At 62.9% G+C, this 21818-nt stretch carries 18 protein-coding genes; 11 read left to right on the plus strand and 7 right to left on the minus strand.

The genetic code is table 11. The annotated features are described in order from the left end of the window. Positions 1-283: 283 nt before the first annotated feature. The 4 genes from LMJ30_RS02245 (at position 284) to LMJ30_RS02260 (ending at position 7604) form a co-directional block, all read left to right on the plus strand. Entirely contained in the window at positions 284-3709 is a 3426-nt protein-coding gene (locus LMJ30_RS02245; protein WP_229430710.1) for a TonB-dependent receptor, read from the plus strand. A 135-nt stretch (positions 3710-3844) separates the two neighbouring features. Continuing rightward, positions 3845-5530, plus strand: coding sequence for a bifunctional metallophosphatase/5'-nucleotidase (locus LMJ30_RS02250; RefSeq protein ID WP_229430711.1), 1686 nt, complete (start codon positions 3845-3847; stop codon positions 5528-5530). Between the two features lie 18 nt (positions 5531-5548). Then, the gene (locus tag LMJ30_RS02255) at positions 5549-6631 is read left to right on the plus strand and encodes a S1/P1 nuclease (RefSeq protein ID WP_229430712.1); all 1083 of its coding nucleotides are present in this window, start codon (positions 5549-5551) and stop codon (positions 6629-6631) included. A 151-nt stretch (positions 6632-6782) separates the two neighbouring features. After that, positions 6783-7604 carry a MipA/OmpV family protein gene (locus LMJ30_RS02260; RefSeq protein ID WP_229430713.1) on the plus strand — a complete coding sequence of 274 codons (822 nt, stop codon included), beginning with the start codon at positions 6783-6785 and terminating at the stop codon, positions 7602-7604. Between the two features lies 1 nt (position 7605). On the opposite strand, the gene LMJ30_RS02265 is transcribed toward LMJ30_RS02260, so the two are convergent. Both LMJ30_RS02265 and LMJ30_RS02270 read right to left on the minus strand, forming a co-directional pair. Then, positions 7606-8028, minus strand: coding sequence for a DoxX family protein (locus LMJ30_RS02265; RefSeq protein WP_229430714.1), 423 nt, complete (start codon positions 8026-8028; stop codon positions 7606-7608). 80 nt (positions 8029-8108) lie between these two features. Continuing rightward, complete coding sequence (locus LMJ30_RS02270; protein WP_229430715.1) at positions 8109-8894, minus strand: dioxygenase family protein; 786 nt, start codon at positions 8892-8894, stop codon at positions 8109-8111. Between the two features lie 93 nt (positions 8895-8987). Here LMJ30_RS02270 and LMJ30_RS02275 point away from each other — a divergent pair, with 93 nt between their 5' ends. Further along, positions 8988-9878: a LysR family transcriptional regulator gene (locus LMJ30_RS02275; protein WP_229430716.1), complete on the plus strand. Its 891-nt coding sequence runs from the start codon at positions 8988-8990 to the stop codon at positions 9876-9878. On the opposite strand, the gene LMJ30_RS02280 is transcribed toward LMJ30_RS02275, so the two are convergent. From LMJ30_RS02280 to LMJ30_RS02300, 5 genes are all read right to left on the minus strand, one after another. Further along, positions 9875-10645, minus strand: coding sequence for a hypothetical protein (locus LMJ30_RS02280; protein WP_229430717.1), 771 nt, complete (start codon positions 10643-10645; stop codon positions 9875-9877). The two genes, LMJ30_RS02275 and LMJ30_RS02280, sit on opposite strands and share 4 nt — an antisense overlap. A gap of 85 nt (positions 10646-10730) precedes the next feature. Then, on the minus strand, positions 10731-11699 hold the full coding sequence (locus LMJ30_RS02285; RefSeq protein ID WP_229430718.1) for an ABC transporter permease: 969 nt from the start codon (positions 11697-11699) through the stop codon (positions 10731-10733). Between the two features lie 3 nt (positions 11700-11702). Continuing rightward, positions 11703-12803 (minus strand): ABC transporter permease, encoded by a 1101-nt coding sequence (locus tag LMJ30_RS02290; RefSeq protein ID WP_229430719.1) that lies wholly within the window; start codon positions 12801-12803, stop codon positions 11703-11705. After that, complete coding sequence (locus tag LMJ30_RS02295; protein ID WP_229430720.1) at positions 12800-14329, minus strand: ABC transporter ATP-binding protein; 1530 nt, start codon at positions 14327-14329, stop codon at positions 12800-12802. The genes LMJ30_RS02290 and LMJ30_RS02295 overlap by 4 nt, the downstream gene beginning before the upstream one ends. An 88-nt stretch (positions 14330-14417) precedes the next feature. Then, entirely contained in the window at positions 14418-15413 is a 996-nt protein-coding gene (locus LMJ30_RS02300; RefSeq protein ID WP_229430721.1) for a BMP family lipoprotein, read from the minus strand. Between the two features lie 689 nt (positions 15414-16102). On the opposite strand from LMJ30_RS02300, the gene LMJ30_RS02305 reads away from it, so the two are divergent. The 6 genes from LMJ30_RS02305 to LMJ30_RS02330 all read left to right on the plus strand — a co-directional run bounded on the left by LMJ30_RS02305 (position 16103) and on the right by LMJ30_RS02330 (position 21814). Further along, a complete protein-coding gene (locus tag LMJ30_RS02305; RefSeq protein WP_229430722.1) occupies positions 16103-18382 on the plus strand; it encodes a TonB-dependent receptor in 2280 nt (759 codons plus the stop codon). Positions 18383-18629: 247 nt separating this feature from the next. Continuing rightward, positions 18630-19061 (plus strand): hypothetical protein, encoded by a 432-nt coding sequence (locus tag LMJ30_RS02310; RefSeq protein WP_229430723.1) that lies wholly within the window; start codon positions 18630-18632, stop codon positions 19059-19061. Positions 19062-19139: 78 nt separating this feature from the next. Continuing rightward, complete coding sequence (locus LMJ30_RS02315) at positions 19140-19832, plus strand: DUF969 domain-containing protein (protein WP_229430724.1); 693 nt, start codon at positions 19140-19142, stop codon at positions 19830-19832. Continuing rightward, on the plus strand, positions 19829-20785 hold the full coding sequence (locus tag LMJ30_RS02320; protein WP_229430725.1) for a DUF979 domain-containing protein: 957 nt from the start codon (positions 19829-19831) through the stop codon (positions 20783-20785). The genes LMJ30_RS02315 and LMJ30_RS02320 overlap by 4 nt, the downstream gene beginning before the upstream one ends. 13 nt (positions 20786-20798) lie before the next feature. Further along, on the plus strand, positions 20799-21443 hold the full coding sequence (gene pcp, locus LMJ30_RS02325) for a pyroglutamyl-peptidase I (protein ID WP_229430726.1): 645 nt from the start codon (positions 20799-20801) through the stop codon (positions 21441-21443). Positions 21444-21463: 20 nt separating this feature from the next. Then, positions 21464-21814, plus strand: a complete 351-nt coding sequence (locus tag LMJ30_RS02330) for a DUF3147 family protein (RefSeq protein ID WP_229430727.1) — start codon at positions 21464-21466, stop codon at positions 21812-21814. Positions 21815-21818: the final 4 nt, after the last annotated feature.

Here is a 21818-nt window from a genome sequence, read left to right on the forward strand (position 1 = left end):
CCTTCATGCATAGTTCTCCGATGGTCGTTCCATAAGTCCGGTTTTCCCATCGCCGCCGTGTCACGAAGGTGCAATAAACGGCCGCTACACTTGAGGTTTTTGCAATTTGTTTATGGCAACAGCTTGCGGCAGATGGGCAAGATTTCGTTGTTCGGAAGAGGATGCCTTTTCCGTGATGGGTTTGACGACCGGTGGCCGAGGTCGCGTATTGATTGCAGCAAAGTAAAGAGGGAAGGGTCTGGCGGACCTTCCAATAACTATTAGTCTTTTTTGGGGTTATACAATGATCATTCAGAAACGGTTGCAGCTTACTAAGCTCGCTTTCGCCCTGTCCATGGCGCTGGCAGTGTCGGCGCCGGCCATGGCGCAGAACACGACCTCGGCAATTGGAGGCCGCGTCTCGAGCAGCGACGGCAAGCCAGCCGCTGGCGCCCAGGTAACGATCGTCCACACCGAATCCGGTTCCGTCAGCAAGGTCAACGCTGATGCGGAAGGCCGCTACACCGCGCGCGGCCTGCGTGTTGGTGGTCCATACACGGTCACCATCACCAAGGATGGCGTGTCGGAAAAGTTCGACAACGTCTTCCTGCAACTGGCTGAAACCGCAACCGTTGACGCCCAGCTGGGCGCGTCCGCCATCCAGACCGTGACCATTACCGGCCAGGCCAACAACGCCAACTTCAACAGCGGCAAGATGGGCGCCGGCACCAACGTCAACCGTGCCCAGATCGACGCGCTGGCATCGGTTCAGCGCAGCCTGGCTGACTATGCCCGTACCGACCCGCGCCTGGCCCAGACCGACAAGGACCGCGGCGAAATTTCCGCCGGCGGCCAGAACTCGCGCTTTAACTCGATCACCATCGACGGCGTGTCGATCAGCGACACCTTCGGCCTCGAAGGCAACGGCCTGCCAACCAACAAGCAGCCAATCTCGATCGACGCGATCCAGTCGGTCCAGGTCAACATCTCGAACTACGACGTGACCCAGAAGGGCTACACCGGCGCCAACATCAACGCCGTGACCAAGTCGGGTACCAACGACTGGAAGGGCAGCGTCTATCACGTCTACCGCGACGAGAGCATGGTCGGCGACCGCTACAACGCGACCGACGATTCGTACACCAAGCCAGCCGACTTCAAGGAAACGACCACCGGCTTCACCCTGGGCGGCCCGATCATCCAGGACAAGCTGTTCTTCTTCGTGTCCGCTGAAGACTCGGCCAGCTCGCGCACCACGCCAGCATTTGGCCCACTGGGCAGCCCGCTGACCAACGTCGGCATCACCCCGAGCGCAATCGCCGGCCTGCAGTCGATCGCCAAGAGCCGCTACGGCATCGACGTCGGCACCGCTGATGGCGCCGCCGGCGCTGAGCAGACCGTCGAAGACCGCCTGGTCAAGCTCGACTGGAACATCAACGACGACCACCGCGCCAGCGTGCGTTGGCAGAAGACCGACCAGGTCGAGCCTATCTTCTCGGGCTTCTCGGCGTCCGGTATCTCGCTGAGCTCCTACCTGTATTCGGAAGTCAAGAATAACGAGTCCACCGTCGTCCAGTGGTTCGGTGACTGGACCCCGAACTTCTCGACCGAAGTGAAGCTGTCGCAGCGCGATTTCGGCAAGGACCACGCCAACAACGCCTACCTGCCAGCGATGGCCCTGGCGTTCCCTGGCCCGCTGCCAGAAGGCACCCCGTCGTCGGTCCGTACCGGCACCCGCTTCATCAACTTCGGTACCGAGCGTAGCCGCCAGTTCAACCGCCTGGAAACCAAAGCGCAAGACGCTTACGTTGGCGCGACCTGGGTCCAGGGCGACCACGAAGTCAAGTTCGGCGGCGACTACAGCAAGACCGACATCTTCAACGCCTTCCTGCAAGACGTAAACGGCAACTATACCTTCGGTTGCACCAACAGCAGCGCGACCTATACCTACGAATTCGGTTCGGTCAACTGCTCGACCTCGCCTGCCGCAGTGATCGAACAGGCGGTGCTGGAGAACTTCCGCCGCGGCCGTCCAACTTCGTACACCGCCCAGCTGCCAGTGGCCGGCGTCACCCTGCAGGACACGGCAGCGAACTGGACCCTGGAAAACACCGGCCTGTTCCTGCAGGACTCCTGGACCGTATCGCCACGCCTGAGCCTGACCATGGGTGTGCGTTACGACAAGGCCACCACCGACGACCGTCCACGCCGCAACGAACGCGTTGCACTGGCGCCAGTTGCTGGCCTCTACGCTACCGTGCCTGCGCAGATCGTCCGTGCCACCGGCGGTTTTGGAAGGGATAACACCAACACGATCGACGGCGACGACCTGATCCAGCCACGCTTCGGCTTCAACTACCGCCTGGAAAGCGCACGCGCCACCCAGGTACGCGGCGGTTTCGGCCTGTTCGGCGGCTCGGCCCTGAACGTTTGGCTGGGTAACCCATTCGCCAACCCAGGCGTGAACACCTACAACGTCGGTTGCGGCGGCTCGTTTGCAGCTTGCTCGGCTGACGGCGGCGTCTTCAGCCCGGATCCAACCGCACAGCGCCCGATCAACGGCAGCAATCCGGCAGCCAACGTCGACTTGCTCGACCCGGGCCTGAGCCAGCCGTCGGTATGGAAAGCGAACATCGGCGTCGAGCACGAACTGCCATGGTTCGGCATGGTGGCAAGCCTGGAGTACATGTACACCAAGACCAACACGGGCCTGTACTTCCGTAACCTGAACCTGGGCGCACCAACCCGCATCGGTTCGGACGGCCGTGAACTGTACTGGACCGAGCCAGGCTACACCGCATCGTGCGCCAACGGCACCGGCGGCTTCACCTCCACCGGCGCTTGCGCAGGCTTCCGTGCCCGTGCACTGTCGAACGCTTCGTTCGGCAACGTGATCACGATCTCCGAGACCGACAAGGGCGGCGGCAACCTGGCCACCATCGCGGTCAACAACGGCCGTGCAAAAGGTCCGAAGTGGTCGCTGGCGTACACCTACACCGAAGCGACCGAAGTATCCAACCTGAGCTCGTCGACATCCGGTTCGAACTGGGGCGCGCGCGCAGTCTTCAACCCGAACGAAGAAGTCGATGCCAATTCGTCCTACCTGGTACGTGACCGCATCAACGCGTCGCTGACCTGGGACAAGCGTTTCTTCGGCGAGTACAAGACCACCTTCGGCGCGTTCTATGAAGGCCGCAGCGGCAAGCCATACAGCTGGACCTTCAACAACGACATGAACGGCGATAACGTCCAGTCGAACGACCTGATGTACATCCCAACCGCCTTCGGTTCGGGCGAAGTCGTGTTCCGCGGCGACACCGCTACGAGCAAGGTCAACGAGACCAAGTTCTGGGATATCGTCAACTCGACGCCTGAACTGGCCCGTGCGGCTGGCCGCGTGACCAAGCGTCATGACTCGTTCGCACCTTGGACCAACAGCATCGACGTTCGCGTCAGCCAGGAAGTTCCAGGCCTGTGGGCCGGCCACAAGGGTGTGTTCACCCTCGACATCATGAACTTCGGTAACCTGCTGAACAAGCGTTGGGGCCGTATCAATGAAGTCAGCTTCGCAAGCGCCGGCGGTAACTCGCGCAGCTTCGTGGACTACGCTGGTATCCAGGACGGCAAGTATGTCTACCAGGTGCGTGACCAGGTAGAAGACTACGTCACCAAGCAGTTCCGCGGCGAATCGCAGTGGGCCCTGCAGGTAACGGCACGTTACGAGTTCTAATCTTTTAGAACCCTGAAACGCAGAGAACGGCTGGTGGCGACACCAGCCGTTTTTTTATGTGGTGATACATTCCAGATACATTCCCGGAGGGGCTGGCTGTCACAGGCGAGCCTGCTTCGGTTATCCTTCCAGTCTATGAAAAATTATCTCCGGCCCCTCTGCGCGGCGCTCGCTGCGGCATCCCTGGTTTCCGGCTGCGCCACGCATCCGCAAGCGCCGCTTGAACTGAACGTGGTCGCGCTGAACGACTTCCACGGCCACCTCGAAGGCGGCAAATTCAAATACAAGATCAACGGCCAGGAGACCACCGTGCAAGCCGGCGGCATCGACGCCATCGGCGCGGCGCTGCAGGCCTGGCGCAAGGAAGACAAGGAGCTGATGTTCGTCGGCGCCGGCGACCTGATTGGCGCCAGCCCGGCCATGTCGTCGATGTGGGCCGACGAGGCCAGCCTGTCGGCGCTGTCGATGCTGGGCATGAACGCCAGCGCGGCGGGCAACCACGAATTCGACCAGGGCCGCACCGAGCTGCTGCGCCAGCAGCACGGCGGCTGCGCATCGCACCGCGCCGACAAGGCCTGCAAGCTCGATCCCGACTACCGCGGCGCCTCGTTCACCTACCTGGCCGCCAACGTGATCGACAAGGCCACCGGCAAGACGCTGCTGCCGGCCTACAAAATCGAGGAAGCCAAGGGCGTCAAGGTCGGCTACATCGGCGCCGTGTTGAAGGACACGCCTTCGGTGGTGCTCGCATCGGGCATCGCCGGTTTGTCCTTCCTCGACGAAGCCGACTCGATCAACAAGGCGCTGCGCGAGGTGCGCGCCAAGGGCGCAACCGTGTTCGTGGTGCTGATCCACGAAGGCGGCCATACCGACGAAGGCTTCAACGAGCCTGACTGCAAAAACCTCAAGGGCCCGATCGTCAGCATCGCCAAACGCCTCGACCCGGAACTGAAGCTGATCATCAGCGGCCATACGCACCAGGGCTTCCAGTGCAAGGTGGACGGGCGCACCATCACCCAGGCCGAGATGGGCGGACATGTCCTGTCGCGCATCAAGCTGGCCGTCGACCCGCAATCGCGCCTGCTGCGCGACATCACCGTGCGCAACGTGGTGGTCAAGCCGGGCGAGTATCCGGCCGATCCGCGCCTGGCCGGCTACCTGAAGCACGTCAAGGAGCGCAGCGATGCGGCGCTGGCGCGCCCGGTCGCCCGCCTTGGCGCCAAGTCGATCCCGCGCAAGCTCAACGCGGCTGGCGAAGCGCCGCTTGGCAACCTGATCGCTGATGCGGTGCTCGAGGCCACCAGGGCCGAAGGCGTGCAGATCGCCTTCATGAACGGCGGCGGCATGCGCAAGGACCTCGAAACCGGCGACAACCAGGTCACCACCTACGGCCAGGCGCAGGTCGTGCTGCCGTTTTCGAACACCATCGTGGTGATGGACATGACCGGCGCGCAGCTGCGCGCGGCGCTTGAGCAGCAGTGGATCCGCAAGCACGCCGACAGCCAGGCCGAGATGCTGCACCCGTCGCGCGGCTTTACCTACCGCTGGGACGGCGCCAAGCCGAAAGGGCAGCGCGTGGTGCCGGGCAGCGTCAAGCTCAATGGCGCGGCGCTCGACGACGCAAAGACCTACCGCGTGGCGGCCAATAACTTCCTCGCTGAAGGCGGCGACGGCTTTACCGCGTTCGCCCAGGCGGCCAACAAGCGCAACACGCAGATGCTCGACCTCGACGCCTTTGTACGCTACCTGTCGGCGCAGGACCAGGCCGGCAAGCCAGCTGGCAGCAGCGTTGTTGCCGGCCGCGTCGAGACGACCCAATAAAACCTGAAAGAACGAATAATGAAAAAACTAGCTTCTGTACTCGCGCTGTCCTGCGCCTTTGCGTCGGTTGATGCGCTTGCGTGGGGCCATGAGGGCCATCGCGTGGTGGGCTCGATCGCCGAGAAGCTGATCAAGGGCAGCAACGCCGAAAAGCAGGTGCAGGCGCTGCTGCTGCCGGGCGAGACGCTCGAGTCGATCACCAACTGGGCGGACGGCGCCAAGGGCGGCGTAGGCTACCCGGCGCCGACGCCGGAGCAGGCGGCATACACGGCGGTGAATCCAAAGCACGAGGAATACCACTACGTTAATATCCCGTTCCAGAAGGCGCACTACCACGACCACGAGGTCGGCACGTCCGAGCACGACATCGTCAAGACGCTGCGCCAGGCCATCGCTGTCTTGCAGGGCAAGACCGATCCTGACGTGAACCCGCACAACTTCACCAGGCGCCAGGCGCTGCTGATCGTCGCCCACATGGTCGGCGACATCCACCAGCCGCTGCACGTCGGCGCGGCCTTCCTCAGCAAGGACGGCAAGTTCGTGGTGCCCAATTCGCGCGCCGAAGTCGACGCCGTCAACATCTACGAGTCGCGCGGCGGTAACAGCCTGCTGCTCAATAACGACAAGCTGTCGATGTTGTCGAAGGCGCTGATCCCGGGCGAAGACGCGCCGCTGCCGGAAGGCGCGAAAAAATGGACCACGCGCCCGTTCCACTCGTACTGGGACAGCACCGTCGTCAACTACGCGATGCGCCGCATCAGCACCACGACGCCGCACGAATTCGCGCAGAAGGTGCTGGGCGACCCGGACAAATTCCGCAACTGCGAAATCTGCCCGGTCCTGCCGGTGAATACGACCACCGACCCGACCTACTGGCCTTACGAGTGGGCCAACGATTCGCTGGCCGTGTCCAAGCGGGCGTATGATGACGTAACGCCGGGGCAGATCACGCCGCAGGTCAACAAGAAGGGCGAAACGTATTACACATTCAGCCTGGAAATGGGCGAGAAATATCCCGTACCGAGTTCGGCCATTGCCAAAACGCAGCTAATCAAGGGCGGCTACAACCTGGCAGCGGTTTTGAAAGCAATTTGGCCGTAAGCAAACGCCGACTGGCAACCCAAGGGGGGGCTTCGGGTCAAAGTTAACTCGTCATTCCCGCGCAGGCGGGAATCCATGGCACGCCTGCTCATCGGTACTATAGATCCCCGCCTGCGCGGGAACGACGGTTTTCGGACAACGGAGGCACCCGATGCTTGAATCGATGCGTGTGTCGCTCTGCGGCGTACTGCTTGCGCTGCCCCTTGCGGCAGCGGCCCAGCAAGACCTTCCTTTGTGGGAAATCGGCGTCGTTGGCGGCGCCGTTTCCACGCCTGCCTATCCCGGCGCCGGCGACCGCTCGTCGCGCCTGCTGGTTCTCCCGGCCCCTATCTACCGCGGCAAGATCTTCCGGTCCGATGAATCGGGCATCGGCGCGCGCCTGTTCCGCAGCGACCGGGCCGAATTCGACGTGGGCTTTGCGGCGTCGCTGCCGTCGCGTTCCGACGAAGCCGATGCCCGCGCGGGCATGCCGGAACTTGGCACGCTGGTGGAATTTGGCCCGCGCCTGAAGCTCACCCTGTTGCGGCGCGAGTTCAGCCGCCTGCGCCTTGACCTGCCCATGCGCACGGTCATCGAAGGCAGGGGAGGGCTGCGCAACCAGGGCTGGAATTTCGCGCCGCGCCTGGTGTACGAAATGGACGATACCGGCACCGGGTGGAATGGCGACCTGCACATCGGCTTTGTCGCGGCCAACGAAAAGCTCAACAGTTACTTCTACGATGTGCGGCCTGAGTTCGCGACCGCCGGGCGGCCCGCGTATGACGCGAAGAAGGGGCTGGTGCTGGTGCGTGCAGGCGGCTTCGCGGCGCGCAAGGTCAATCCTGACCTGCGCGTGTTTGGCTACCTCTGGTACGAGAACTACGCGCGCTCCGCCAACGACGAAAGCCCGCTGTTCAGGAAAACCAGCGGGGCGTCGGCAGGCATCGGTTTCTTGTGGACGCTGGCGCGCTCATCGCGCCGCGCCAACGACTAGCTTAGTTCCACTTGCCGTTGATGCCGCCGACGCTGTAACGGCCTGCGCCCAGCAGGGCCACCGCAATCGCGCCGAACAGGAACATGCCCTGCAGTTCAAGCGCCCAGCCGCCTTGCTTGTTCAGCTGAGCCAGTTCAGGCATGTGGACCAGCATGATGGCCACGACCATGTTGACCGCCATGACGGCGGCGGCGGCGCGGGTCCACAGGCCGATCAGCACCAGCAGTGGGGCAACCACTTCACCGACATACACGCCGTAGGCGAAAACGGCTGGCAGGCCAGCGTTGGTGACCATGCCGGCGATGCCGTCAATGCCGCCGGTCAGTTTGGAGATGCCGTGCAGCAGCACCAGGATGGCCAGCGCGCTACGGATCACGAGTTTCCCGAGGTCTTCGGTTGGAGTGGGGAGGGCAGTGGTTTGCATGGCGATTCCTTTTCTTAAGTTGATTTATTAATAAGAACGGCACCGCGGCCTATTCTACGCCTGCGGCGCCCGCCCATGGATCAGGTAAATGCGTAGACGTCCATGGCGAGAATGCCGTACTCGTAACTGGCGTGCAGGCGTTCCGCGTTTGCGCCGTCGCCCGCCGCGCCCAGCGCCACATACAGCGGCAGCAGGTGCTCGTCGGTCGGGTGGTTGCGCTCGGCGTGCGGCGCCCGCTTGCGGTAGTCGCGCAGCGCCTGCAGGTCGTTCGCATCGAGCCGTGCCTTCATCCAGTCGCCAAAGTCGCTGACCCATGCTGGCGCGGCGGCGTCGATGGGCTGGCCGCGGAACTCGTACAGGTTGTGCGTCAGCGAGCCCGAGCCGATGATCAACACGCCTTCTTCGCTCAGCGGCGCCAGCGCGCGGCCGATGCGCTCATGGTCCGAAGGAGAGGCGCCGCGCACGATCGAGATTTGCGCGACCGGGATGTCGGCGCCGGGATACATCAGGTGCAGCGGCACCCAGGCGCCGTGGTCGAGGCCACGCGTAGCGCTTTGCGCAACGGTGAGGCCTTGCTGCGACAGCAGCGACGCGGCGCGTGCCGCCACGCCGGGCGCGCCCGGCGCGGGGTACTGGATCGCGAACAGCGCGTCCGGGAAGCCGCCGAAGTCATGGATGGTTTGCGGCTTCATGGCCATGCTGACGGCGGGGCCGCCATGCGATTCCCAATGCGCGGACGCGACCAGGATCGCTTTCGGCCGCGCCAGCGTTTGGCCCAGTTGGCGCAGGAAACGGCTGGCGGGGCTGTCGGCGATCGCGAGCGTTGGCGCGCCGTGGGAAACGAACAGGGTCGGTAAGGTGCTCATGCTGGCCTCCTTGAATGAAGCATCCAGTGTATCTGTTCCAATAAATGGGATAAATATGCTTTAATGAGACACTTCGTTCCACATATCGAGACAATGGACAAATTCCAGGAAATGCAGGCCTTCGTGGCCGTGGTGGACGCTGGCAGCTTCGTGCGCGCGGCGGAAGCGCTCGGCAGTTCTAAGGCGGCGGTGTCGCGCCATGTCAGCGAGCTGGAAGACCGGCTCGGCGTGCGCCTGCTCAACCGCACCACGCGCAGCCTGTCGATGACCGATGACGGCCAGGCTTTCTACTTCCACTGCACGGAGCTGCTGGCTGCCTTGGACGAAGCCGAGGGTGACCTCTCCACCCGCAGCGTGGAGGCCAGTGGCCTGGTGCGCATCAGCGCGCCGGTTACCTTCGGCATCCTGCACCTTGCGCCCTTGTGGGGCGGCTTCCTGGCGCGCTATCCGAAGGTGAGGCTGGATGTGGCGCTGTCGGACCGCGCGGTCGATCTCGTCGAAGATGGTTTCGACCTCGCCATCCGCATCTCCAGCGTCATGCAGCCGTCGCTGATCGCGCGCCAGCTGGCGGCCACGCGCCTTGTGCTGTGCGCGTCGCCGGAGTATCTCGCCCGCCGCGGCACGCCGCAGCATGCGCACGAGCTGGCGCAGCACGACGTCGTCGCCTACACCTATGGTGCGTTTCGCGATGAGTGGACCTTTGATGGTCCCGATGGCGAAGTGACGGTCAAGGTGAGCCCGCGCCTGTACGCCAACAACGGCGACACCTGCCGCGCCGCCGCGCTGCGCGGGCAGGGCGTGATCCTGCAGCCGGACTTCCTGATCGGGGATGACCTGCGTTCGGGTGAACTGGTAGAGATTTTGCCGGACTACCGCACCGAAGACCTCGGCGTGTACGCGATCTATGCGTCGCGCCGGCACCTGCCGCTGAAGCTGCGCTACCTGGTTGATTTCCTCGTCGAGGCGTTCAAGCCCGCAGCCTAGCCTTTGCAGGCAATGCCGAAAGGCGTGGCGACGCAGCCGCGCTTGATGCACTGCTCGGCGTGATAACCAGCGGCGCGGCACTGGCGCAGCGTCTCCGCCATTTTGGATTCACGCACCGCGGCCGGGTCAGGCGGCGGCGCAGCCACGCGGCGCGGTGCTTTCGCCACAGCGCGCACGCGGCTGCGCGCCGGTTTGGCGGCGACAGGCGTGGGTGAGAAGTCGGGCACTTCCGCCTCGAAGCCAGGGGTGTCCAGCGCCAGTTCGGAAGCGGGCACGTCGATCGGTTCCACAGTCCGTAACGGCGCGCGCGTCACGTACCCGGGCACCGGGGCGTCGAGCGCAGCCGAGGCGACGGCCAGCGCCTGGTCGGTCTTGGTTTCCTTGTACATCCAGGCAGCGCCGCCGGCCACCAGCACAAGCGCCGCTAGTGCCGCGCTCCACGCTGCGGCGCGGCGTCCCCAGCGCTCGTACCAGGCAGGCTCGATGTCGGGATTGGCGATGGCCCAGCATTCGGCCAGCGGGTCAGGATCAAGCGTGTGGATCGGCGGATCGGACGGCTCCGGCGCGGCATAGGCAGGCGCCGCGCCCTCGCCGAGCGGGGCGGAGGCGCGCTGGCGCCACGGCCCGGCGCGCCATTTGTCCGCTTCCTGCGATGGGGCAGCAGCCGGCGGCGGCGTCCCATTGGCGGGAGCCGGAGCGACATTTTTGGGGGGAATGATCGGTACGGAGTGGTTCTCGCCGATGTCTTCTAACAGTTGGGTTTTCATGTTCCAGTGCTACGCCCACTTAGACAGTACCCAAAAGTCTAGAACAATCCTGCAAGCGGGGGCGCACGGCCCCCGCTTGCATGGATCAGCGCGACTTGACGAACGGTTTGCCGATGGCTTTCGGCGCCACCGATTTGGCCATCAGGCCGGCCAGCACGATCACCGTCACGACGTACGGAATCATCTGGATCAGCGAGCCAGGGATGCGGCCGATGCCCGGCAGGTCCACGCCTTCGATCTGGATCTGCACCGCGCTGAAGAAGCCGAACATCACGCAGCCAAGCGCCGTGTACATCGGGCGCCAGTTACCGAATACCAGCGCGGTCAGCGCCAGGTAGCCCGCGCCGGCCGACATGTCGCGCAGGAAGAAGCCGCTCTGCACGATGGCCAGGTAGGCGCCCGAGAACGAGCACAGGATGCCGCAGGCGAGCATCGCCATGTAGCGGGTGCTTTCGACGCTGATACCTGCCGCATCGGCGGCGTGCGGGTTTTCGCCGCAGGCACGCAGGCGCAGGCCGAAGCGGCTGTGGTAGATCACCCAGTGCACCAGCGGGATCAGGGCGAACGCCAGGTACACCAGCGCCGAATGCCCGCCGATCACGTGGCCGTAGAACCAGCCGAGGAAGGGCACGTCGGCCAGCGCCGCGGTGCCAGGCAAAACGATGTCGTACAGGCGTGCTTCGCCCAGGTCCGGCGTGCGGCCGCCCTGCTGGTAGAAGAATTGCGCCAGCACGAAGGTCAGGCCGCTCATGGCGATGTTGATCGCGATGCCGCCCACCAGCTGGTTACCTTTTTGCGTGATGCTCACATAACCCTGCAGCAGCGCCAGCGCGGCCGATACCGCGACGCCTGCCGCTACGCCGTACCAGGCGTTCTGCGTCGTGTAGGCGACGGCTGCCGACACAAAGGCGCTGGCCAGCATTTTGCCTTCCAGCGCGAGGTCGATCACGCCGCTGCGCTCGGCGAACAGGCCGGCCATGGCGGCGAAGATCAGTACCGGCGCGTTGCGGATGGTCGATACGACGATGCTGGCTAAATGGAAGTCTTCGAACATGGCTTATCCTTTCACCGGCGCCGGCGTGCGCGTCATGTTGATCATCTTGAGGATCGCAGGTCCGTACAGGTTTTCCATCGCGCCGCAGAACAAAATGATCAGGCCCTGGATGAAAATGAAGGTCTCTTGCGGGATGTTCGGTTTTTCCAGCGACAGGTCGAAGCCGCCCTGGATCAGCGCGCCGAACAGCACCGCCGACAGGAAGATGCCGACCGGGTGCTGGCGGCCCATCAGCGCAATGGCGATGCCGACGAAGCCCGCGCCTGCCGGGAAGTTCAGCGACAGGTAGTGGGTCGAGCCCATGATCGAGTTGACCGCGCCCAGGCCTGCCAGTGCGCCCGAGATCAGCATTGCGACGATGATCATTCGGCTGATCGACACGCCCGCGTAGTGCGCCGCGTTCTGGTTCAGTCCCGTGGCGCGCAGCTGGTAGCCCCACGACGAGCGCCATACCATCACGCCATAGACCGCCAGCGCGATGATGGCGAGGATGAAGCTGACGTTGAGCGGGGTGTCGCCCAGCGCCGGGAACCATTCGCCCAGGCGCGGCATTTCGCCGGCGCTTGAAAACACGCGGCTGGCCGGATTCTGCTGGCCTTCCGGGATCAGGTATTTGACGATGATGAAGTTCATCAGGCTGGCGGCGATGAAGTTAAACATAATCGTCGTCACCACGATGTGGCTGCCGCGCTTGGCCTGCAGGTAGCCGGGCAGGAAAGCCCAGCCGGCGCCGAACAGGGCGCTGCCGATCATCGCCGCCGGAATCAGGAGCAGGGCAGGCAGGGTCTGGTCGAACGCCAGCATGACCAGGGTCAGGCCAAGGCCGCCGATGTACAGCTGGCCCTCGCTGCCGATGTTAAACAGGCCGGCCTTCATGGCAATCGACACCGACAGGCCGGTGAAGATGAAGGTGCTGGCGTAAAACAGCGTGTAGGCCAGGCCTTCAGGATTGAGCACCGCGCTGTCGATCAGGATCGCCAGCGATTCGGTCGGGCTCTCGCCCAGCAGGTGGATCACCAGCGCCGCTACCAGCAGCGCAGATACCAGGTTCAGGACGGGCAGGACAAAGCCTGTGGCCCAGCGTGGGAGTTCGGTCGTTTTCATGATTTGTGCATCCCGCCCATCAGCAGGCCAAGGCGGGTGGTGTCGAATTCTTCAATCTTAAGTTCGCCGGTGATGCGTCCGCCCGACATGACGATGATGCGGTCGGCCAGCGCCCGCACTTCTTCCAGCTCCACCGATACCAGCAAGATGGCGACGCCTTCGTCGCGCATCTTCAGCAGCTCGGTGTGGATGCTTTCGATGGTGCCGATGTCGACGCCGCGGGTCGGCTGGCCGACCAGCATCAGCTTCGGCTTTGCCGATACTTCGCGCGCGATCACCACCTTCTGCTGGTTGCCGCCCGAGAGCAGGCCAATACGCAGGTCAGGGTCGGCAGGGCGCACGTCGAAGGCCTTGAGCAGGCCCGCGCAGCGCGCCGAGATGGCCTCGAAGTCAAACAGGCCGGCGCGGTTGGTCACCCGGTCTTCGTAGCCGAACACGGTGTTCTGCATGACCGAGAAGTCCTTGATCACGCCGTCGCGCAGGCGGTCTTCGGGAATGTGGGCGATGCCCAGGTTACGGAACAATTTCGGCAGGCCGTCGGCGTCCTTGCGCTTTGCATACGGCAGTTCGCTGCCGAGGAATTCGACCTTGCCGGACGTTGGCAGGCGCATGCCCGACAAAATCTGCATCAACTCGCTCTGGCCGTTACCCGACACGCCGGCGATCGCGACGATTTCGCCGGCGCGCAGCGTGAAGTCGATGTCGGCCAGCAGGCGCACGCCCTGGCTGTCGGTCAGCTGGAGATTGTTCACCTTCAGTACCACCTCGCCCGGGTTGTACGGCGCGCGCGGCAGTTCGCTCTGGATCGGGCGGCCGACCATCATGTTGGCCAGTTCTTCTTTCGAGGTGCCCTCGGTGGCCACGGTGCCGATCACGCGGCCGCCGCGCATCACCGTCACCTGGTCGGTGATCTCCATGATCTCGCCCAGCTTGTGGGTGATCAGGATGATGGTCTTGCCCTGTTCCTTGAACAAGCGCAGGATCTCGAACAGCGATGCGGTTTCCTGCGCCGTCAGCACTGCTGTCGGTTCGTCCAGGATAAGGATTTCGGCGCTGCGGTAGATCTGCTTGAGGATCTCGACGCGCTGCTGCGCGCCCACCGACAGGTCTTCGATTTTCGCCAGCGGGTCGACGTCGAGGCGGTAGCGCGCGCAGATCTCGCGCAGCTTCGCCTCGGTCTCGGTGCGCTTGGCAGCCAGCTTGAATCCGCCTTCGGTGCCGAGCATGACGTTATCGAGGACGGTGAAATTCTCGACCAGCATGAAGTGCTGGTGCACCATGCCGATGCCCAGTTCGATCGCTTCGTGGCTGGTGCGGATGCTGCGCTCGTGGCCGTCGATCAGCGTCTCGCCACTGTCGGCGTTGTAGTAGCCGTACAGGATGCTCATCAAAGTGGACTTGCCGGCGCCGTTTTCCCCGATCACGCCATGGATCGAGCCCTTGGCGATGGAGAAGCTGACGCCGGCGTTCGCCTGCACGGCCCCGAAGGCCTTGCTGATATTGCGAAATTCTACGGCTGGCTGCATAGAGGTCAGTGGTAAGTGGTGGTGATATATTCAAAAGCGCGCCGGGCCGGATAACCGGCGCGGCGCGCTTCTTTAACGCAGGTGAAAATCAGACCGGGCAGCTGCCCGCTACGCGGTAGTCGACTACCTTGATCTTACCGTTGATGATGTTGGTCTTCGCTTCCAGCACGCGCTTCTCGATCGCTGGCGTGACGACCTTGCGGTTGTCCTTGTCCAGCACCCAGTCAACGCCGCCTTCTTTCAGGCCGCGGTGCGTGACGCCGGCCTTCCAGGTACCGTTCTGGACCTGCTTGAATGAGTCGTAGATCGCCAGGTCGACGCGCTTGACCATCGAGGTCAGCATGTTGCCCGGGTGGAGATAGTTCTGGTTCGAGTCCACGCCGATACCCAGCTTGCCTTTTTCCTTGGCCATCTGGAGGGTGCCCATGCCGCTGCCGCCGGCAACCGCGAACACCACGTCGACGCCGCGGTCGAACTGCGCGCGCGCCAGTTCGCCGCCCTTGGCAGGGTCGTTCCAGGCGGCGGCGGTGGTGCCGACCATGTTCTGCATCGATTCGATTTTCGGGTTGACCGCTTTGGCGCCCTGGTTGTAGCCGCAGGCGAAAGCGCGGATCAGCGGGATGTCCATGCCGCCCACAAAACCGATCTTCTTCGACTTCGACGCCATCGCCGCCGCGACGCCGACCAGGTAGGAGCCTTCTTCTTCCTTGAACAGGATCGAGTTGACGTTGTTACCCTTGGCGACCGAGTCGATCAGCACGAAGCGCACGTTGGGGAATTCCTGCGCGACCTTTTGCACCGCTTGCGTCTGCGAGAAGCCTACCGCTGCGATCAGGTCGAGCTTCTTGCGGGCGAGGCCGCGCATGACCTGCTCGGCCTGGGTGTCGCTGCTGGCCTGCACTTCGATGTATTTAATGCCCGTCTCTTTTTTGAAACGCTCTGCGCCTTCAAACGCGGACTGGTTGAACGACTTGTCGAACTTGCCGCCCGCATCGTAGACGATGCCCAGCTTCGGCGTGGCAGCGGAAGCGCCTGCGGTTACGCAGAGTACGGCCATCGTCATGCTGAGGTGCTTGAATTTCATATAAGTGAACTCCTGGAATATCGATATTGTACCCGGCGCTACTGCTGCGTTGGGACGAAGACTGCGTAAGCTTAAACGGACTAGGCAAGCAAGGCCAGCAAATTGGCACGGGCCGGTTCGAATTGTGTCAGCCATCCGCCCGGGGCGGGGTTACCAAATGTATCGAACGTAACCGTTGCTCGACGAGAATTTTGGCCTCCGCACACCCGTTCTATTCTTTTTCCTGCGGCATTTCTTCTGGGTAATATCAATCGGACAATCAATGTCTTGTCGTAATGACGCAACAGGCATCATTGCTTAAAAGCACTAGAGTAAGTTCTCGGTTTGGCATGACTGCAACACATCGCCCGCCTGCGGCGCCTTCAGCCTGCTCTACCAGCCAAAACCAGCGAAACCCTTACCCGCTCTGGGTCGCCAACGTGAGAACACATGAGTTTCGGAACTATGCACCAGGCTTTATATGTATGGCAAATATGTTTTTACTTTGTCATTTATATCGAAGAGGTATAAATGAAAAGATATTTACACCACTTTCCGGCGTGCTAGCATCATTTTTTCTTTGCCTAATATAAAGAAAAAGACTGCTGGATGGAGCTAGAATCACGCCGAAATTTGTGCGCTGCAATAGCACTGGCCGGGAGCTCACAGGCGCCGTAGAGATTGATTTTTTCAAAAAAAGGAACTCCACAATGAGTAACAAGAGCAAGCAATCGAGCACCACGACCCGCTCGCTGATCGCCCTGGCTATCGCCAGCGCCTTCCCGCTGCACGCCGCGATGGCACAGGAAACCGCGGCGGCCGCCGAGAAAGCCCAGCCGGGCCAGCTCGAGACCGTCATCGTGACCGCGCAGCGCCGCTCCGAGAACATCAAGGACGTGCCGATGGCGATTACCACCCTCAAGGGTGAAAAGCTCGACGTGCTGACCTCCGGCGGCCAGGACATCCGCTTCCTGTCGGGCCGCTCGCCAAGCCTGAACATCGAATCCGACTACGGCCGCTCGTTCCCGCGCTTCTACATCCGCGGCCAGGGCAATACCGACTTCGACCTCAACGCATCCCAGCCGGTCGGCCTGGTGGTTGACGACATCGTGCAGGAAAGCCCGATGCTGAAAGGCTTCCCTGTGTTCGACGTCGACCAGGTTGAAGTGCTGCGCGGCCCACAGGGCACGCTGTTCGGCCGTAACTCGCCAGCCGGCGTGATCAAGTTCGACTCGGCCAAGCCAGTCATCGGCAAGACCGAAGGCTACGCATCGGTCGGCTTCGGCAACTACAGCGCCGTCAACGCCGAAGGCGCGGTCAACCTGCCGATCAGCGACACGATGGCAGCGCGCGTCTCGGTACAGTCGCAGAACCGCGACGACCGCGTGACCAACTACCGTCCTAACGCGCCGACCAAAGAGTTCGAAGGCTACGGCGACCACGCCGCGCGCGTCCAGCTGCTGGTCAAGCCGACCCGCGACTTCAGCGCACTGTTCAATGTGCACGCACGCGACATGAAGGGCAGCGCCACGCTGTTCCGCGCGAACATCCTGAAGCAGGGCACCAACGAACTGGTCGACAACTTCGACTACGACACCTACAACACCGACGGCGGCAACGAGCAGACCCTGAAGACCAAGGGCGCCAGCATGCGCCTGCGCTGGGACCTCGAAGGCATGACCGCGCACTCGATCACCGGCTACGAAAGCGCTGACTTCTACAGCCGCGGCGACGTCGATGGCGGCTTCGGCGCGGTCTACGCGCAGCCGATGGGTCCTGGCTTCATCCCGTTCGTGGTCGAAACCGCCGACGTGCTGCCTAGCCACCGCCAGTTCACGCAGGAGTTCCGCGTCGAGTCGAACAACAAGGGTCCGCTGCAGTGGATCGGCGGCCTGTTCTACTTCAGCGAAGACATCCAGATCGACAGCATCAGCTTCGACTCGCTCGCACCTGGCAACCCGCAGAACCCGTTCTACGCAGTGCAGACCCAGGACACCACCTCGTGGGCGGCGTTCGCATCGGTGAACTACACCGTATCGGACAAGCTGAAACTGCGCGGCGGCGTGCGCTACACCGACGACAAGAAGGACTTCGCCGCATCGCGCATCGAAGCCACCACGTCGGGCCCGCACCGCATCCACAGCGATTCGACCAACGTCAGCTGGGACGCCAGCGGTACCTACTCGCTGACCAAGGACACCAACCTGTTCGCCCGCGTAGCAACCGGCTACCGCGCGCCGAGCATGCAGGGCCGCCTGTTCGGCCTGGCCGACCGTCCATCGTTCGCCGACGCAGAGAAGGCGCTGTCGGTTGAAGCGGGCGTCAAGCAGGAACTGTTCGACCGCCGCGCGCGCATGTCGGCCACCGTGTTCCAGTACCGCGTCAAGGACAAGCAGCTGACCGCGGGTTCGGGCACGATCAACATGAACCAGCTGATCAACGCCGACAAGGTCACCGGCCAGGGCGTGGAACTGGACTTCCAGGCCATCCTGAGCAGCTCGCTGCAGATGTCGCTGGGCGGCAGCTACAACGACACCGAGATCAAGGACACCAACCTGTTCGTCCAGACCTGCGGTAACTTCCCGAACACGAACGGCGTCGCTGGCTGCACCGTGACCGGCACCCCGGGCACGATCCCGTTCACGCAGCTCCTGGACGGCAACCCGCTGCCACGCGCACCGAAGTGGCAGGGTAACTTCACCCTGCGTTACAGCACGCCTGTAGCGAACGGCGAGTTCTTCGCGTACACCGACTGGGCATACCGCAGCACCTACAACATGTTCCTGTACGAAGCGAAGGAATACAAAGCCAAGTCGCTGCTCGAAGGCGGCCTGCGCGTTGGCTACAAGTGGGATAACTACGAAGTGGCTGCATTCGCCCGCAACATCACCGACGAAATGCAATCGGTCGGCGCGATCGACTTCAACAACCTGACCGGCATGGTCAACGAACCGCGCACCGTCGGCGTTCAGTTGAAGGCATCGTTCTAAGCGATAGCTGTTTTATCGAAAGCCCGCGCACCGCAAGGTCCGCGGGCTTTTTTTGGGCCTGTGCCGCCGTGGCGCGGCGAGCGCCTTTCCGCCGCCCGACGTCGTTCCCGCGAATGCGGGAACCCATACTTAACGGCGACATCGCGCTCTTTGATCCGGCCCGATCACTAAAACTGGGTCTGGCATTGCTTGAATGCTGTCCGAGGTTAAAACTGCTCTCCACCAAAATGTCTAAGCTGGGGCGATCATGTACAGAGGCTTCAAAATGGGCGTTAAGAAATTTTTAGAAGGCGATGAGGAAGAACCGTCTAGAAATCCTGTTGCGGGTGGGGGAGGCCCGCCCTATGATGGAGAAATGGAAGCCCGGATCGCCAAATTGGAAGATTTTGTTAGCGAAGCGCGCATGGAACTGCGTGCGATCGATGTTCGTCTTGGGCGAATCGAAATGCGCCTTGACGCCGCCGCCACGAAGGCTGACATCCAGGACAGTGCGAACGCAATGATTAAGTGGATCGTTGCAACCGCTGCGTTACTCGGTGCGGGCGCGATTACCATGATGACTTTTGTCCTCAATAGCGCTACTACCAAGGCTAGCCAAAGCGCGCCAGCGCCGATTGTCATCACCGTCCCCACACACGCCGGCGTACCGGCCGCGCCGCAAGTCTTGCCGACGAGATAGGTTTCGCGCCGTCAAATCGCCGATAGATACTGCTCGGTGGTAATATCTTCGCCGCCTCTTTCCCGCAGCGGAGATTCAATGCAATCAGCAGTCAACTTGTGGCCCCTGGCCGGTGTCGCAGTCATCGTCCTGGGCTTTGTCATGCGCGCGCACCCCGTGCTGGTGGTGGTTGCGGCCTGCGGCGTTACCGGCGTCGCCGCGGCGATGCCGGTCGAAGCCATCCTCGCCTCCATCGGCACCGCGTTTATCAAAACGCGCAACCTGCCGCTGATCCTGTTGCTGCCTCTGGCCGCCATTGGCCTGCTTGAACGCTTCGGCCTGAAAGAACACGCGCAAGCCTCGATCGCCAAAATCCGCTCGGCCACCACGGGCCGCCTGCTGATCTTCTACCTGTTCGTGCGCGAGGTATCCGCGGCGGGAGGCCTGACCAGCCTTGGCGGCCACGCCTCGATGGTGCGGCCGCTGGTCTCGCCCATGGCGGAAGCGGCGGCCGAACTGCAGAACCCTTCGCTGCCGGAGAAAATGCGCTACCAGATCCGTGCGATGGCGGCGGCCACCGATAACGTCGGCCTGTTCTTCGGCGAGGATATCTTCGTGGCCTTCGGCGCCATCGTGCTGATGCAAACGATCCTCAACGCCGAAGGCATCGCGGTCAATCCGCTGCACATGGCGCTGTGGGGCATTCCAACCGCGATCACCGCGTTCATCATCCATGCATGGCGCCTCGGCCGCCTCGACGGCCAGATCCGCCGCGCAGGAGCTGCGCAATGATCATCCTGCTCGATTACTTCTACCTCGTGCTGGGCGCGATGCTGACGATCGCCGCCGTCATGACGCTGCGCGACAAGCACAACCCGAAACGCTACACGACCGCGCTGTTCTGGGGCCTGTACGCAGTGGTGTACCTCGCAGGCGAACGCATTGCGCCAGTCGTTGCGGGTGCGATCATGGTCCTGATGGCGCTGATCGCCGGGTTCGGCGGCATCGCGCTGGGCAAGTACGGCTTCCTGCCTGAAGGCGAACGCCGCGCCAGCGCGAAACGCCTCGGCAACCGGCTGTTCATTCCCGCACTGATCATCCCCATCGTGACCATGCTCGGCTCGACGCTGCTGAAGGACGTCACGATCAACGGCATGCTGCTGTTCGAACAAAAGCACCTGACGCTGGTGGCGCTCGGCTGCGCATCGCTGCTGGCGGTGGCCGCGGCGTGCTGGCTGACCCGTTCGACGCCGGTGCAGGGCATGCGCGAATGGCGCCGCCTGGTCGACTCGATCGGCTGGGCGCTGGTGCTGCCGCACATGCTGGCGGTGCTCGGGCTGCTTTTCTCCGAGGCCGGTGTCGGCAAGGCCGTCGCCCACATCGCCACTTCGTATGTCGCGATGGACTCGCGCTTTGTCGCCGTCGCCGTGTATTGCATCGGCATGGCGCTGTTCACGATCGTGATGGGCAACGGCTTCGCCGCCTTCCCTGTCATGGCGGGCGGTGTCGGCATCCCGATCCTGATCGGGGTATACGATGCCAATCCCGCGGTGATGGCGGCCATCGGCATGTTCAGCGCCTATTGCGGAACCCTGATGACGCCGATGGCCGCCAACTTCAACATCGTGCCCGCGGCGCTGCTTGAGCTGCCGGATAAAAATGCCGTGATCAAGGCGCAGATCCCGACCGCCTTGCCGCTGCTGGCGGCGAATGTCCTGCTGCTGTATTTTTTGATGAACATGTAACGAGGCGAACGCCATGACCAAGACTGTACTGCTGACCGGTTTCGAGCCGTTCAACAAGGAGACCATCAACCCCGCATGGGAAGCCGTGCGCGCGCTTGCCGGATGGGCAGGGGAGGGCTTCGTCGTCGAAGTGCGCCAGCTGCCGTGCGTGTTCGGTCATGCGCAGGAAGTGCTGAAGGACGCCATCGGCTCGCTGCAGCCGGACGTGGTGATCGCGGTCGGCCAGGCCGGGGGCAGGGTGGACATGTCGGTGGAACGGATCGCCATCAATATCGACGACGCGCCGATTCCCGACAACGCGCAAAAGCAGCTGGTGGACGAGCCGATTGTCGCCGATGGCCCCGCCGCCTACTTCTCCACGCTGCCGATCAAGGCCATCGTGCGCGCCTTGCGCGATGCAGGACTGCCGGCGTCGGTGTCGCAGACCGCCGGCACTTTCGTCTGCAACCATGTATTTTACGGCCTGATGCACCACACCGCAGGGTCGTCCACCAGGGCGGGCTTTATCCACATTCCGTACCTGCCGCAGCAGGCGGCTGCGCATCCTGGCGCGGCCAGCATGTCGCTGGCCGAAGTCGTACGGGGACTGAAGATCGCGGTCGACGCCGCGCTGTCCGCCGAGACCGACGTGCGCGAAGCTGGCGGCCGTACGCACTGAGTCCCTTCCCTGGAGTGCATATGACCTGGCTCATCATCAAGTACCTGCTAACGTCGGCCATCGTGGTCGGCGTCTCCGAGTTTGCAAAGCGTAGCGACAGGGTAGGCGCGCTGATCGCCGCGCTTCCCCTTGTTACGGTGCTTGCGCTGATCTGGCTGCATGTGGAGAATCAGCCGCAAGCGAAAATCGCCAACCATGCGTGGTACACGTTCTGGTACGTGGTGCCAACGCTGCCGATGTTCCTTGTTTTTCCAGCCTTGCTGGGACGGATCGGCTTCTGGCCAACGCTGGCCGCCAGCGTCGTCCTCACCATCGTTTGCTTTACTGTGTTCGCCCGCGTGGTTGGCAAGTTCGGGATCGAGCTGCTATAGGCTC

This window comes from Massilia agrisoli (assembly GCF_020831365.1).
Classification (GTDB): Bacteria; Pseudomonadota; Gammaproteobacteria; order Burkholderiales; family Burkholderiaceae_D; genus Telluria_A; species Telluria_A agrisoli.

Coding starts and splice junctions, on each gene's coding strand:
- LMJ30_RS02245 (WP_229430710.1), top strand. CDS start 284: ATGATCATTCAGAAACGGTTGCAGCTTACTAAGCTCGCTTTCGCCCTG.
- LMJ30_RS02250 (WP_229430711.1), top strand. CDS start 3,845: ATGAAAAATTATCTCCGGCCCCTCTGCGCGGCGCTCGCTGCGGCATCC.
- LMJ30_RS02255 (WP_229430712.1), top strand. CDS start 5,549: ATGAAAAAACTAGCTTCTGTACTCGCGCTGTCCTGCGCCTTTGCGTCG.
- LMJ30_RS02260 (WP_229430713.1), top strand. CDS start 6,783: ATGCTTGAATCGATGCGTGTGTCGCTCTGCGGCGTACTGCTTGCGCTG.
- LMJ30_RS02265 (WP_229430714.1), bottom strand. CDS start 8,028: ATGCAAACCACTGCCCTCCCCACTCCAACCGAAGACCTCGGGAAACTC.
- LMJ30_RS02270 (WP_229430715.1), bottom strand. CDS start 8,894: ATGAGCACCTTACCGACCCTGTTCGTTTCCCACGGCGCGCCAACGCTC.
- LMJ30_RS02275 (WP_229430716.1), top strand. CDS start 8,988: ATGGACAAATTCCAGGAAATGCAGGCCTTCGTGGCCGTGGTGGACGCT.
- LMJ30_RS02280 (WP_229430717.1), bottom strand. CDS start 10,645: ATGAAAACCCAACTGTTAGAAGACATCGGCGAGAACCACTCCGTACCG.
- LMJ30_RS02285 (WP_229430718.1), bottom strand. CDS start 11,699: ATGTTCGAAGACTTCCATTTAGCCAGCATCGTCGTATCGACCATCCGC.
- LMJ30_RS02290 (WP_229430719.1), bottom strand. CDS start 12,803: ATGAAAACGACCGAACTCCCACGCTGGGCCACAGGCTTTGTCCTGCCC.
- LMJ30_RS02295 (WP_229430720.1), bottom strand. CDS start 14,329: ATGCAGCCAGCCGTAGAATTTCGCAATATCAGCAAGGCCTTCGGGGCC.
- LMJ30_RS02300 (WP_229430721.1), bottom strand. CDS start 15,413: ATGAAATTCAAGCACCTCAGCATGACGATGGCCGTACTCTGCGTAACC.
- LMJ30_RS02305 (WP_229430722.1), top strand. CDS start 16,103: ATGAGTAACAAGAGCAAGCAATCGAGCACCACGACCCGCTCGCTGATC.
- LMJ30_RS02310 (WP_229430723.1), top strand. CDS start 18,630: ATGTACAGAGGCTTCAAAATGGGCGTTAAGAAATTTTTAGAAGGCGAT.
- LMJ30_RS02315 (WP_229430724.1), top strand. CDS start 19,140: ATGCAATCAGCAGTCAACTTGTGGCCCCTGGCCGGTGTCGCAGTCATC.
- LMJ30_RS02320 (WP_229430725.1), top strand. CDS start 19,829: ATGATCATCCTGCTCGATTACTTCTACCTCGTGCTGGGCGCGATGCTG.
- pcp (WP_229430726.1), top strand. CDS start 20,799: ATGACCAAGACTGTACTGCTGACCGGTTTCGAGCCGTTCAACAAGGAG.
- LMJ30_RS02330 (WP_229430727.1), top strand. CDS start 21,464: ATGACCTGGCTCATCATCAAGTACCTGCTAACGTCGGCCATCGTGGTC.